Origin of the sequence: Sphingobacterium sp. UBA7631 (assembly GCF_002483935.1) — a bacterium.
GTDB classification, from domain to species: Bacteria; Bacteroidota; Bacteroidia; order Sphingobacteriales; family Sphingobacteriaceae; genus Sphingobacterium; species Sphingobacterium multivorum.
The window spans coordinates 1-13,579 of record NZ_DLIX01000010.1 but is presented as its reverse complement, the minus strand read 5'-3'; the positions used below and the strand labels follow the sequence as shown (position 1 = coordinate 13,579).

Genomic DNA, 13,579 nt, shown 5'->3' with positions numbered 1-13,579 from the left:
CCCAAATTAATGGAAAATATGAACTTTAGGATTCAGGATCTCGCTAAAACACTAATTCCAGGAATAGTAACCTTTTTTCTATCTTTTCTTTTGATATTAACTGAAGAAGAATTTATGTATCTATCAAATTTAACAAAAGACACTATTGCGATATGGCTAATAATATTCATAGCCGTTGTTTATACTCTCGGTTATTTCGTTGATTTTATAGGAAGCAAATTAGAACAACTATATTATAAGTGGTTTGAAAGACCATCGATTAAATTGTTAAATGAAACATCCAAGCTTTACAAACTAAGCTTTTCAGAAGAAATAATAGAATTCTTATGTGATATAATTAAAAGATCTTCTCATCACCCATTCGAAAAAGAGTCGGCTAAAGAGTTATTTAATTGTGCTAATGTTTATAAAGAATATGCTTCAACCACCGCCAAAGAAAGAGTGCTTGAATATTATTATTCAAAGATTCTAAGTAGAAATGTTTCAGCAGCGCTACTATTTTCTTTCGTTGTATATTTACTCTTTTTCTTATATAATATAGCAAATTGGCAGTTTAATATTTACTCTTTATTCATCATTCCTATATTCATTTTCTCTGGATATAGATGGACTACATTTGCTCATTACTATACTCGACAAGTATTTTATGCGGCCTGTGAGCCTGTATTGAAAAAGAAAATATAAAAGTGTTAAAATTTCACTATATTTGGATTAGCCTATGAGGGCACTCGTCCCGAAAAGATGGCTAATGGCTTTGAGAGATTCATGCGCTGGATAGGCAAGATAATTGTCTTGAGCATTTGGATGAACTCAATCCCATGCTCGGTGAAACACACGGTTACTTGTAGGTTTGGGTTATCCATAACTGTGGAGTGGCAACCTTTAGAGGGCAGGGAGGCGCCGGCTGAAATTATTTTCAAAAAACTTTGAAAAGTCGAGAAAAAAGGTATCTTTGGAGAGAGACTGCTCAAAAATTGAAATAATGAAGGTTAAAAAACAAGAGGGAATGATTTGCCATTAGATGGCTATTTCCCAGTCAGATGCAGAAATAAGGGCACTCGTCCCGAAAAGATGGCTAATGGCTTTGAGGTATTCATGCGCTGGATAGGCAAGATAATTGTCTTGAGCATTTGGATGAACTCAATCACATGATTTATGAAAGCAAACCTACAAGAGTCGATTGTTGATTCAGTCTGATTTGGACCCACTCTCATACATTTAGATTTAATGACTCTTCTTCAAAAAGTTTCGGAAATAAGCTTCTTGCATAAAGCATGGATTAAACTCAATAGATCAAACAAAAATTCAAGAGGTTATACAAATGTCAGCATTGCCGACTTCGAGCGTACACTTGAAGTAAATATCAAACAAATTAGTGATGAACTAATTTCTCAACAATTTCAGTTTTCAAAAATCAAAGGTGCAACAATTTCAAAATCAGATGGCGGCTTACGTCCTTTGAGAATTCCTGAAATAAGGGATAGGTTAGTTTTAAAAGCAATTACTTTAATTCTTGAAGAAGAGCTAACAATAAAATTTAATCTTGACAATCGTTACAGTTTTGCCTACCAGTCTGACAAGAGTATAGCGAAAGCAATCAAACAGTTAAAAAATTATTATCAGGAAGGTTATAACATTATTTTAGAGGCTGATATTGTAAAGTTTTTTGATACAGTAGATAGAGAAAAATTACTAAAAGATATTAAACAAAATATTAGTGATAACTCTCTAAATCTTCTTTTAGAAGAGGCCTTAAATCAGGAAATTGCAAATATTGCAGAATTAGAAAACAAAGGTATTTATGAAGATTTATTTAAGAGCACGGAAAACGGTATACCTCAAGGTAACCCGCTATCTCCTCTTTTTGCCAATATATACCTCTCTTCTTTTGACGAAATGGCCGCAAAGAATGATCTTAAGTTGATTAGGTATGCGGATGATTTCGTAATTTTATGTAAAAGCGTTGAAGACGCAAAAATAGCGTACAATTTATCAAAAACCGAAATTGAAGATAATTTAGGACTATCAATTTATCCATTAGTTGAAGATAAGGAGCAACATATAAATCAAAAGTGCAGCAAGATTATAAATGTTAAAAATCATAAGTTCAGTTTTCTAAGTATAAGATTTGATGGGAACAAAACATGGGTTAGGGAAGAAAAATTTGAAAATTTAATTTCCAAAATTCGAAATATCTGTATTCCTCAAAATAATGAAGAAAATCTGAGCCTTTTGGATAATCTTGTAAGGTTGAAGAATCTCTTGGAAGGTTGGATAGCTGCCTATCATTTTGCGGACATAGAGTCTCAAGCTAAAGCAATTGATAGCTTTACAAATGTTTACTTGCATCGGCTTTTTTCACGATATAATCTCGCGTTGAAGAAGGATCACTTAAGAAAAACCAAACTCTACAAAAAGAATCACCAACCATACGGCATTAACAACAAACAACGTAAAAATATCGGAGTTCCTTTTTGTATGGATATATTAAAGAGAGTTAGAAAAAAGTAGTTTTTATAAAAAAAAATTATCGACGTAACCGAGACGAGACTTAAACTAATCGCCTAATATACCCCAACCACTATAAAAAAGCAAACTTTGGATCCCAACATTATTAGGTATTACGCTTACAAAAGAATACATGGCTGACCCGCTGGAGTTAAAAAGGAAGTTAATTTTTTAGCTCTGGTCACCGCCACTCTTAAAACGAGTTTATCTTGCTCAGTTCGTTTAGAGTCTGGGCTAACAATAGGGTTGTATAATTCTTCCCAAATTATCACTTCATCAAATTCTTTACCTTTGGATTTGTGAAGATTCATTACAAATACCCCGGAATAGTTACGATTGGTCATAGCAAAATGCTCTTTAGTAAGGGCCTCTTCAACTAGATAGGAAGCCAGCTGATAGGATTGCGTAGTTCTCCAGTTTTCGCTTAGTTTTTCCAAAAGTATTGCTCCCTTATTAAGCAACCTTAAATAAATTGCGTCCTCATAGATACATCTCAAAATTTCATGTTTGGAATCTTGAAAAAGATCCCTAACAAGAAGCCAGTCTTTGTCAGGACTGCCAGTAAAGGTAATGTTAGTACGGTCTGCGATAATCTTCTGGATTTCATCTACAAGAAGTTTTTTCTTTGAGCCAACTATCTTGTCACCCTCTTCGTAAGATTCCAAAAAAGCAATTGATTTAAGATCCATTTGGCTTATTTTAACACCTTTTCTACCTTTTATATGCTGTACAACGCACTGAATCAAAGTTGCAAAATTCCAATCGCTGACAGGCTCCATAACTTTTGCAATAACTGATGCTGCAAGTGAGGGACCTTCTGGGTCAATAATGACTTCATGATATATTTTCCTTGAATTGAGATAGGATGAAATTTTCAAAGTATCACTTTTCCTTTTCACGAGAATGGCCAGAGACCACTCTTTCTGGTCATGAGATTTCTTTCGTTTGAATGCATCTTGGATTTTAATAAATAGTGGAAGCTTTAGATCAGATTTATAATATTTATATTTTATGACGTGAACATTCTTGTAGGTTTTACCTTTATTTTGACCGGTTAGTAAATCATCCCCAAATTGAATGATATCTAATCCATTGCTCCTGTTATTTTCTGTACCCAAGTCAATTCTGAGTCCTTGAAAATGAGCTGTATATTCAGGAATTCTTTTCACTGAGGCACCTCGGAATTCAAATATTCTTTGATTAAGATCAGCTAATGCCATTATTTTTGAACTTCTTCCTAGGAGCTTTATAATATTCCATTCATGTAAATCAGTATCCTGAAATTCGTCAACAATGATATAGGGATATGTATCAGATATTATTTGTTGAATCTTTTCTGACCGATGCAGTATTTCACACACTATTTCCGCAAAAAGATCAAAACAAATTATTCCATCTTCATTCAAAAGTTTATACTTATAATCTTCAACTTCCTCACTGTCGGTTAAACCCGCTATTTCGGCTGCAAAATTAGGTGGGGTTATCAATTTAAATTGTCTGTGTTTTTTCAGAAGGTATCCATAGGATTGGATGATGGACCAGGCAAAACCATGATAAGTATTGATTTCGAGCTCCTTCTTCTCCATATTATTTAGTAGAATTTTTGCCTGTTCGTCAATTCTTGCAATGGTGGCCCGGGCAAAGCTTAAAAATAAAACCTTTTGATTTTTATTCAATAATCCTTGTTGAAATATAGAATGCGCTTTCAATAAAGCAAGGGTGGTTTTACCTGCCCCAGGTCCTCCTTCTACCAAGATATGTCCCTGATAGTTTAATACAGATTCCCTTTTTTTGCAAATAATCATGGTAGTCTTTTTATTAAATTAAATCAAATCCAACATATCTCTAATTGTCAATAGGATACCACGAATAGTTGCAGATATCTGATGCTCACTTTCACATAATGCTATCAGTTCCGAGGAGCCTGTGCTCGATTTGTTTTCTTTAAAATAACGTTTTAGGAATTTCTTGATCTCGGCTACGTCATTTGGGTCATTTACTGCTATTAAATGCATCGGAATCTCGTCGTTCGCTAAAAGTTCGAGATAGAATTGGGTTAGAACTTTATTATCTGTTTCTTCCAATAAGAGATCCTCAATCCCTTTGTAAGGAATCTCAAATCCACTAAGCACGTTAACCTCTATTTTTTTTAGGTTTTCTGTATTTTGTTTATCAAAAACAGCAAATACGTCCTTGCCGAGTTTTTTAAATAACTCGCCAAATAAAGGAATATTATTTTCCGATTCAGCATTAAAAATAGCAATACCCATTGCTTCCAAAGAGGAATACTTAGCAGGATTAATTTCACTTAATCGTCTTGCTATTGCAGGATATAGGATAGATTCAGTACTTCCTTCAGCAATTAATATTCTTTTGGCCAAGAGGGCCTCCGCGAATCCTAACCGAAATTGTACATTATAATTTTTTGGTCTTACGTGTTTAGGAAATGAAATAAAATTACTGTCTTGTTTTCCGAAACAATCTCTTTTTAGAAGGATAATCTGCTTAGGCGCAAATTCTTCTAGGACATATGGTGAATGGGAAGTAAATATTGCCTGAGTTGATTTCTGACGAATATGGTGAATAATTCGTTTTTGTGTATATGGAGGAATTGCAATCTCCGGTTCCTCCATAGCAAAGATCACTGTCTTTTTAGCTTCAGCGATCATAGAAAGCAGTGCTAGTACCATGGTATTTACTGTTCCTGTCCCTTGATGATGAAATGGAGCATGATACCCGCCTTTTTCGGAAGCTAAAAAAACCGTTAAAGTTTTTCGTAGATGTTCACGTGTCAGATCAGATACCTTAAGGATAGGAGCTTCGCCCCAATCTGCTGGCACAAATTCTTTTAGTGAATTTTGGATATCTGCTAAAACATCTGAAATTCCAAGCTCAGGAGCTGCGGCGACTTTAACTTCCCGCAGTTCTTCAAGAAGGCTTTCCCACATCTTTGGCCTTAACTCTTTTATTCTTAAAATAATATCCAAAAGGGAGCCCCTTTCCATACTTAAAGCTCTCGAACCTGTTCGAAGGGCTCTTAAATATAAAAAACCACATTCTCTTTTATCACTTTTTGTAAATTTTGATAAAGTACCATCCTGTTTTTCTATGGATGAAAAAAAAGTGTCACCTACAAAATCATCTTCTTCACTATCATATTTTCCAATAAACTTAACCCGTAAAGCATTTAGAATTTCAGGTTTATCGATATCGTCAATTTCTCCTTCAGCTAATAATTTTAATTTTTTGGTGTCCCAAAACTCCAAATTTGCATTAAATCTTCTGGATTGTTCTTCTTCAAGGTCTGTCAGAATTACTTCAATCTGTATTTCATGGGAATTATCCTCTTCTGGCATATAAATACCATTGTAAAAATCATGTTCATCAATAATAGGTATTCGATTCAATCGATCTGGGCCAAGGACTAGATCAATTGCTTCCAAAACGGTAGATTTCCCTGCATTATTATCTCCAATAATTACATTATGACCATTAAAAAAGATCTTAGAATAAGAAATTCCTCTGAAGTTTTGTATTTCAACTAAAGCTAATCTCATAAAATTTAAATTGGTTAAGTGTTTCGTTAAGGTACATTTATTTTTAAAAATTTCAGAATGATTTGCCAGCAGCTATTTTGTTAATAGAAACTACAAAATCTTTGGATAAACCATATGAGTTAACAATTATTCTGCATCCTTAATGTCAGTGTTTAAAATAACGATAAGAGCTCAAGTTTCTGTAATCCGGTTCATGCAATTGAATTGTTTCGATTTTTGGTTGAAAAGATTCACCGTATAAATATCCTTCTAAACTCTTTTTAGCATTTTCAAGTCTACCATGTTCATCGATACTGCAAGCTAGAATAATCTTGTCAGGCCGGATAAGCTGTGTAATCTCTGCAATTGATTTCAACGATTTGTTTTTGTCTTCTGAGAACAATTTACTGTTATGCTTTGCTTCCCCAATAATAAAGTAACCATCTTCATTAGCTACGATATCCAAATCTGTAAAGGGTTTGTTGTTTTCCATTTTATCGTACAGGTTCAATTGGGGGCTGTATTGAAATGATAATGAACGTGCTGAGAGTGCAGCCAAAGTCCGGATTACGGTAAGATTACCATCTCTGCTTTCTGAAGTTGAAAACATATTGTTACGCACCAGATCATTCAATTTGTAGGCAAATTCTGGTTCTACAGGGAGGTTAAACTTTTCTAAGCATCCCCTACATTTAACTTCATCACCAACTTCAATTATGGGATACCAAAAAATTGAAGAACAATTTCTACATTTAAGCTTTAATCCCTTAAGAAAAACCTTATAAAAAGTGAGTTGAGTTAAGGCCCTCTTCAATCCTAAAGAAAGATTATCCTTATTCAACCAGCCCTCTTCCCTTTCAACAAAAGCTAACTTTTCTTTCTCAAATGCTACTAATGCCTTAGTATATAATCGGGAAAAAGTAATACTATCACCGGCAGATTTCTCACTGACACATAATTCTTCAAAAATATCGACCCAATATTTTTCACTAAAATAATCATCGATATCACTAAAATTACATTTAAAGATATTCAGAAATGCTCGAAGCTTATTACTCGCATCATGCGGTCTTACATCTAATATTTTGTTTCGGGTCATTTCTCCATGAATTTTGGGAGTACAGATCAGCTGATTTACTAACTTATCAAACGTCGGGATTGAGATCTTTAAAATTCCTGAAATGCTGTGTTGATTGCTATAAAATATACTTAAATTACGGTTAAGCCTAACTCTTCCCGGCACATCTTTAACGATAAATCTGGATTCTGTGGTTAGCGGAAATAAAATTCTTAAAGTATTATATTCAATATCTTTCGAAATATTTAGGTCAAGGACGTAACACTGTTGTGAAAATTGATTGTTATTTCCAAAACTAAGTTTTGGAATGTGGATAATTCCATTTTCAGTAACAACCACCTGTGTTGTAACTTGTTCACCGTATTCCGCTGGAGAAATTCCTTTATCATCCATAATTTCATAGGGAAATGAGCTGATGTCATGGTACCTAAAAGTACTGTAGTAAGATATAGGTTTTAGGTATTTTTCTATTACCATTTCTATCTGGGATTTGTTCAGTGACGTAGAGACAACTTTGATCGCCTCATTTCCCTTCATTTTGTAAATGACTTCACCAAATGAAGTCTTACTATCTATTTCGTCTAGTTGTTCGACCGTAATGTATAAGATGTTTCTATATTCATATAATCCCCGATTCCAATAATAGAAAAGATCGTTTGTCTGATTATCCTCTTTGGAAATTACTATTTCAAAATCGCTAGGGTTCGTACTTCGATACCCGCGTATTATTTTAGTATTTATATTCGCTCTGGATAATGAGGCAATATTGATCGGATTGTTTTCAGCAATTACTCTGCTCAATTGTACTAGATCTTTTTTTTCAAGAAAGAGCTGTACGTGTTGACTACTCATTTGAGCCTCTTCATAATAAGTATTAGGACTCAGACCAAAATTTAATGTATAAAAACTTTCAATTTTGATTCCTGCTGGCCAAGAATCTTTTAGATGCATGACTTTGCGACTACTGGGGTATCTCGTAAGGAGATTATAGACATTCACTCCAGTCATATGTTGATTAGGCCTGTAAAATTCGAGTTCAGAATAGCATTCTGGATTAAAAAAACCAAGTTTCTTGAGCATTTCTAAGTTTACTTCCGGTGCATAAAAGATAACGTCCGGGTCGTACAATTTAATTAAAGCAAGGTATCCCTCGGCAATTGTTCCATTTTCAACAGGAATAATAGGATTATATCTTCCCCCCCAAAAGGATTGGTTCTTGCGAACCAGCCAATAAAGATTTTCATAATCAATATTAGAATCTACAAAGAAAAGATAACGACGGTGTCTTGATCGCACATCAATCTGATATATATTCATCTAAATTATACTTTGGTTTTCAATAATATTTAATTCAGTTCTACTGCTATAGTAGTTAAATTCGTAAGCGAAATCTCCACTTTTAAAATGTCCAATTCTATCACACAGGTCACCGCTTCTTTATAAGAAAGCGAACAGCCACTTTAAGCTGCATTGGTATTTTTAAAATAGTAATTGCACTCTTCCTGAAATTTCATAAATTTCTATGCTAAGTCCTATGAAAGCATTAGCATGAATTGCCTGTGCACGTTGCTTGAGCGTTTCTGTGACACGCTTGTACATTTCCTGCATCTTCTTCTCATAGCTGGTAGAGCGACCTCCAAAGAAATCGACATAACTCGCTCCTATATCGCTAAAGACATTGGTGCCGATAACAACATTGGCAGCTATTGGATCATTATAGCGTGAAATCTCCCTCCCTTCGATGGAATTGGTCGTGGTTACTATCATGGCATTATACTTTTCAATCGGGCAAGGTTAATACCCAAGCCTAATATACATTATTTATTCTGAATTAATATGTTTACAGATATTAACTTTCAAGATTATTACAAATTGTAAGGCTAAAGTATTGTTTTGAAAGTAGGATTAGTTACGGGAAACCGTAACCGATATAACAATTATGCTACTCACCAAAACATAATGATATTTTATATTTACGATGAGTTGCATATTATTTTAAACAATTCTGGTTTCCCATAATCCCTGATGAAAATTAAGTGTTAATTTTATGATATGTACAAACATTTTACGGATCGAACATATTAAATATCGAACGTAAATTGCGCATGCGACAACGCTCACATTATTTTATAAAACACATCAATGTTATATATCATACCAACAAAACACGGACTAGGTTTAGAGATATGGGGAACTTATGATGATCTCAACAATTTTTATAAGGTCGTCGCCAAATTCTGGAATAACGAAGACAAAATAAATCAGAAAGGATTTGACAATAGGGATACTTTGATCAGCGGTTTTTCCTATGAAATCCGTAAAGCAAAAGAAGGAAACCGTCTAAAAACGGACAGAAATCACTTAACCTATGAGGAAGGTTCATACTTGGGTGTACAGATTTCCTGGGTTCATTTCCTATTTTCTCTTACCGCCCTGAAATTTAATATGCGTTATGCAGAAACTAATAAATTTGACATATCACAAATTTTAATCATAGAATTTTGGCTTGAAAAGGCCATGTATTCTTATGATGTAGTTGGTGCTGCACATCTAACAGGTTTTATTGAAGATGCAATTTATGGCGGCAATAAATACATATATCATTATATGAGGAGCATAAACCTAGATTATTTTAAACTAGGAGGAGGAAAAAAAGCATTTCGAAAATTACCTGGCTTATTGAAAAGAGCTGTTTATTATACCGAGGAATATAAAGATTATGAGTCTTTTCTGACCGCGGAAGCTAAAAGACTTAACTGCGAAATTTCAGAACTGGAATTAAGTGATAGTGATTTTGATTACGAAACGGTTAAATGGTAAAAATCTATTACTGATGACAAGACAGATTTTTTTAGGATGGTCTCGAAAATTATTTGGCATTATACTGACTGACAAACAAGCCTTCACGTTTAAGAAGAACAAAGATCTGTTCTATGCCATAAAGAACAGTCATCAGGTCTATGTTGTTTATAATGCTAAACTGACGTAGTCAGCAGATATACTTCTCACGCTCTTCGTAGGGAAATTCAATATTCAGAAATGAATAAGATATATAATCTAGCTTTTTGTGAAGAAGCCAGGAGATTATAAACAGACTTTTTTTACCGAATTATTTCAATATTTTCAATTAAATACAATATGGATTCAACAGAGAGAAGGAACAAAATATTTTTAATCGGAAACGGATTTGATCTTTCACATGGTTTACCGACTAGATATGTAGATTTTATAAACTGGTATTTGAAAGATTGTTGTTTAAAGGCAATTGATGGTGGAGTTTATTCGGATGACTGTCTCAGCGTAAGGATAAACAAAGGATATTTTTACAGTTTGCGTAAAGATCTTTCTGAACAGATTGAGAGCTTCTTTGAAAAAAATGAAATTTGGGGATTTGTTGTGAAAAAGCAAGGTATTACTATTACAACTAATACTTTTGGAAGATCAAGAGATACCAATTGGTCAATCAAAATTGAACCTAAGAATGAGTTTTGCTCCAATCTCCTATCTAATTGCTTAAACGCTGACTGGAGCGGAATCGAATTTGAGATCAATCGTATTATGTTGAAAGAACATTCCGCATTAATAGAAAGTAGGACAAAAATTATGATTGATAGATCGACAAATCAAGCTTATCAAAGTTCCCTGCAAAGGATAAAACTTCTAAACAGTTCAATCTATCATTTAAAATCTAAACTTATTGAATACTTGTCATTGAACAATAATCCTGAAATAAATAAGTATGAGCTGCTATTAAATGAAGTCAATAATGAATGGGGAAATATTTATAAAAATAGTAGTTTTCAAACTTACGAAAATGGTAAAATAAGGGAAATTCCAAATCCAAAAGTTTATAGAAGCGTACTTTTTTTAAATTTTAATTATACTACTTATTTTGAACATCAAATCGTAAAGGAGTTTGAATCGAAATTTGAAGACGAATATACTGATCTAGAAACAATATTTATCCATGGTGATTTAGGAGAGCCGATAGACAACATAGTTTTCGGCGTTGGTGATGAAAATAAAGAGACGTATTCGGAAATAGAATCTTTATATGATAACGATTGGCTAGTCCCGCTCAAAACATTTCACTATTTTAGAAATGAAAAATATCAACAACTTTTAGGTTTCATAGCTAAAGGCGACTATGACATATATGTGATCGGACATTCATGTAGTACTACTGATAGAACCTTACTAAATATGCTGTTTGAAAATGACGCATGCAAAAAAATTAATGTTTACCATTATAGCGGGATAGATTCTTATCTGGCTACATCGTATAATATTGCAAGGAATTTTAATGATAAAGTTCGTTTAAGAAAAGTTCTACAGCCGTTTAATCCCAATCTGACCACCAGATAGTATTTCTTGTACCATCCTGTCTCATAAAAGTGCTTAAGTTATAAAAATGCGGAGTTCGATAGGACTTAGTATTTTTTATTTACTTAACATTTTAAAAGTTTGATTGATTATTTTCTATTTATTCAGCGAAATCAGGTCCTTTTTTACTTTAAAATCTATAACAATATAACATTGTAACAATATATCAATATTTAATATTTGTTATATTTGCATATATCCAAATGGATAAGCCATTAAAAGTTTAATACAATGAGTCAACAAGATTATATAAAAGACATTGCGCGTTTTGGGTTGGAAAATGACCAGGACAAACTGTTGTCTACGTTGAACGAATTTATTGAACATAACAAGAACACCAAAAAGGTCAATTTTGCTTTGCAGCTTCAATCGTTATTAAAGGATTCTCTACGTAAGCAGAACAATCATTTAATGAAGGTCGGTTCGCCTACGCATTATCAAACGGTACAAGACAGAGAGACTGATGAGCTAATCTTAGAAAAGCTCACTTCAGATTATACACTCAATAATTTGGTACTGACCGAAGATGCTGCAGATAAATTAAATAATTTTTTGGAGGAACATCGTCAAAGTGAGTTATTATCCAAATACAATCTACCGGTCTCCAATAAACTTTTGTTTTATGGCCCATCGGGATGCGGTAAAACACTAGCTTCTTATGTCATCGCTGGTGAGCTCAACAAACTTATGTTCGTTGTCAACCTCGGAGCTATTGTTTCATCGAAACTTGGTGAAACAAGTAAAAATCTTGCCAAGATATTTCGTAAAGCTGCCCAGGAAGATTGTATCATCTTTATCGATGAATTTGACTCTCTTGGTAAAGTACGTGACTACAGCCAAGATCATGGCGAAATGAAACGGGTGGTCAATACGATTTTGCAGTTATTTGATTACCTACCTCAAAGTAGTATGGTGATCGCTGCTACCAATCAGAAAGATATGCTTGATGATGCGTTACTTCGTCGTTTTGATCTTTCGATCTCATTGGAGTTGCCAGAAAAAGAGCAAATAGAAAAAATGATCAATTTGGTACTCAAGGAAGACCAATTTATTTTTGATAAAAAGGTTCCGAAAACAGCACTAATAGAAAGTGCTAAAGGCCTCTCTTATTATAGTATCCAGAAGACATTGATTAATGCAATAAAACGAAGCTTGTTTGCTATTAAATCCGTAAAAAGTATCAAACCAAAAATAGATACTGAGATCTGGAAAGATCTGTTAGAGGAAGAAAAAAATGCCTTAGCTATTAAATAAGCGAAGGCATTTTTTATTCCAATGATTTTAGAGTATTAAGCTTCCAAATCTGCTTCTTGATCGAGATTTCCTAATATTTCTATCTGATTGATAGCTATAAGTTCATCGTACAATTTACCTGTCAAGTTTTCTTTTTTAAGGGTTTCTTCTATTGTTATAGCGATTGAAAACCTATTTCCTTTTAAATATGGCTGATCTTCACCTGGCCTGAGTTGTGGATGTACTAGACAGTGAATGCCCAATTTAAAAATTCCATTTTCATCGATTAATTCATTTACATTTACTGGGAAAGATTGCTTCTGTACATTCGAATAGGGAATTGGTTTAGTTTTAAATCGCGCATTTTGGCTCCAAACTGGCAAACTAGTTTTGAGCTTGGATCGTATATCTTCTTCTTTCTGTAGAATAGTACCATGTGTATGGTTTTTAAAAAAGCCAAAAGCAATATGAACTGGACAGTAACCTAATTGATTGTCTTTTACCGGAAGAAATTGAAAACATAATGTGGTTGTAATTTTCAATATCCCATTACTTTTTTTAAGATCCTCGTTAATCAAGTAGTCTGGTAATTTTATAGGTATAATTTTAAATTCATCATTGTCGAGGCTATCTTCTATAATTAAACTGATCTTATTTTCATTGGAAAAAAGCACTTCATCTTTGATTAAATGACCATGTCCTATCAAAGAAGCCTTATACCAATCTGGGCTGTCAACAAATTTATCAGTGCAATGATTTAGCATTAATGCTTTTATTGAACTTGAACTAATAGAAGGATACAATTTCTGAATTCTTGCACGGGAATGTAACGTCAACTGTG

At 33.5% G+C, this 13,579-nt stretch carries 11 protein-coding genes; 6 read left to right on the top strand and 5 right to left on the bottom strand.

The genetic code is table 11. From position 1 onward, the window contains the following. Window positions 1-9: 9 nt before the first annotated feature. On the top strand, window positions 10-684 hold the full coding sequence (locus B3P16_RS16340; protein ID WP_286843561.1) for a hypothetical protein: 675 nt from the start codon (window positions 10-12) through the stop codon (window positions 682-684). Between the two features lie 543 nt (window positions 685-1,227). Then, window positions 1,228-2,511, top strand: a complete 1,284-nt coding sequence (locus B3P16_RS16335) for a reverse transcriptase domain-containing protein (protein ID WP_286843560.1) — start codon at window positions 1,228-1,230, stop codon at window positions 2,509-2,511. Between the two features lie 116 nt (window positions 2,512-2,627). Here the strand turns inward: B3P16_RS16335 and B3P16_RS16330 are convergent, their stop codons facing one another. From B3P16_RS16330 to B3P16_RS16315, 4 genes are all read right to left on the bottom strand, one after another. Next, entirely contained in the window at window positions 2,628-4,313 is a 1,686-nt protein-coding gene (locus tag B3P16_RS16330; protein ID WP_286843559.1) for a UvrD-helicase domain-containing protein, read from the bottom strand. Window positions 4,314-4,331: 18 nt separating this feature from the next. Next, a complete protein-coding gene (locus tag B3P16_RS16325) occupies window positions 4,332-6,065 on the bottom strand; it encodes an AAA family ATPase (protein ID WP_286843557.1) in 1,734 nt (577 codons plus the stop codon). A 145-nt stretch (window positions 6,066-6,210) separates the two neighbouring features. Continuing rightward, on the bottom strand, window positions 6,211-8,439 hold the full coding sequence (locus B3P16_RS16320; protein ID WP_286843556.1) for a hypothetical protein: 2,229 nt from the start codon (window positions 8,437-8,439) through the stop codon (window positions 6,211-6,213). Between the two features lie 162 nt (window positions 8,440-8,601). Further along, window positions 8,602-8,889 carry a YbjQ family protein gene (locus tag B3P16_RS16315; protein WP_286843554.1) on the bottom strand — a complete coding sequence of 96 codons (288 nt, stop codon included), beginning with the start codon at window positions 8,887-8,889 and terminating at the stop codon, window positions 8,602-8,604. Window positions 8,890-9,264: 375 nt separating this feature from the next. On the opposite strand from B3P16_RS16315, the gene B3P16_RS16310 reads away from it, so the two are divergent. From B3P16_RS16310 to B3P16_RS16295, 4 genes are all read left to right on the top strand, one after another. Next, window positions 9,265-9,942 (top strand): DUF6904 family protein, encoded by a 678-nt coding sequence (locus B3P16_RS16310; protein ID WP_286843553.1) that lies wholly within the window; start codon window positions 9,265-9,267, stop codon window positions 9,940-9,942. Window positions 9,943-9,955: 13 nt separating this feature from the next. Continuing rightward, complete coding sequence (locus tag B3P16_RS16305; protein ID WP_286843552.1) at window positions 9,956-10,111, top strand: hypothetical protein; 156 nt, start codon at window positions 9,956-9,958, stop codon at window positions 10,109-10,111. Window positions 10,112-10,260: 149 nt separating this feature from the next. Continuing rightward, window positions 10,261-11,487 (top strand): AbiH family protein, encoded by a 1,227-nt coding sequence (locus tag B3P16_RS16300; RefSeq protein ID WP_286843551.1) that lies wholly within the window; start codon window positions 10,261-10,263, stop codon window positions 11,485-11,487. Window positions 11,488-11,736: 249 nt separating this feature from the next. Continuing rightward, the gene (locus tag B3P16_RS16295) at window positions 11,737-12,759 is read left to right on the top strand and encodes an AAA family ATPase (protein WP_286843550.1); all 1,023 of its coding nucleotides are present in this window, start codon (window positions 11,737-11,739) and stop codon (window positions 12,757-12,759) included. Between the two features lie 35 nt (window positions 12,760-12,794). Here the strand turns inward: B3P16_RS16295 and B3P16_RS16290 are convergent. Then, the coding region (locus B3P16_RS16290; protein WP_286843548.1) for a hypothetical protein at window positions 12,795-13,579 on the bottom strand (785 nt) is incomplete at its 5' end.